Source organism: Stenotrophomonas sp. MH181796 (assembly GCF_009659995.1).
GTDB classification, from domain to species: Bacteria; Pseudomonadota; Gammaproteobacteria; order Xanthomonadales; family Xanthomonadaceae; genus Stenotrophomonas; species Stenotrophomonas riyadhensis.
This window is the reverse complement of sequence record NZ_RAHU01000030.1, coordinates 1-373: the sequence shown is the minus strand read 5'-3', so window position 1 is coordinate 373 and position 373 is coordinate 1. Positions and strand designations below refer to the sequence as shown.

Here is a 373-nt window from a genome sequence, read left to right as displayed (position 1 = left end):
GACAACCGGTTCACAGGTGCGGTCGGACTCGACGGAAAGGGTGTCGATCTGCGCGCCGCGGGCGATCTGCAGATTGATCGTCTGAACAACGCCGGGCAATCCGATGTACGCCTGCATGCGGGCGGAGGCCTGCAACTGCCCACCTCTGCCATCGATGCCGGTACCGGCAACCTGACCCTGCTCGCCGATGGCGGGGTGTTGCAGGCCAATGCGCTGCTGGCCGGCAACAACGTCACGCTGACAGGCCGCGATGGCGTGCGGCTGGGCGGTGACCTGCGCAGCGGTGGTTCACTGACCCTGTCCAGCAGCAATGCGGACATCGTGCAGATCGCTGCGCCCAACGGCGTGGGCGGCAGCGTGCAGGCTGCGGGTG

General features: G+C 67.3%; 1 protein-coding gene. It reads left to right on the top strand.

What is annotated here, in order from left to right; all coding sequences use genetic code 11:
• Positions 1-373, top strand: a 373-nt coding sequence (locus D5301_RS24095) for a hypothetical protein (RefSeq protein WP_194936674.1), incomplete at both ends; no start/stop codon positions are given.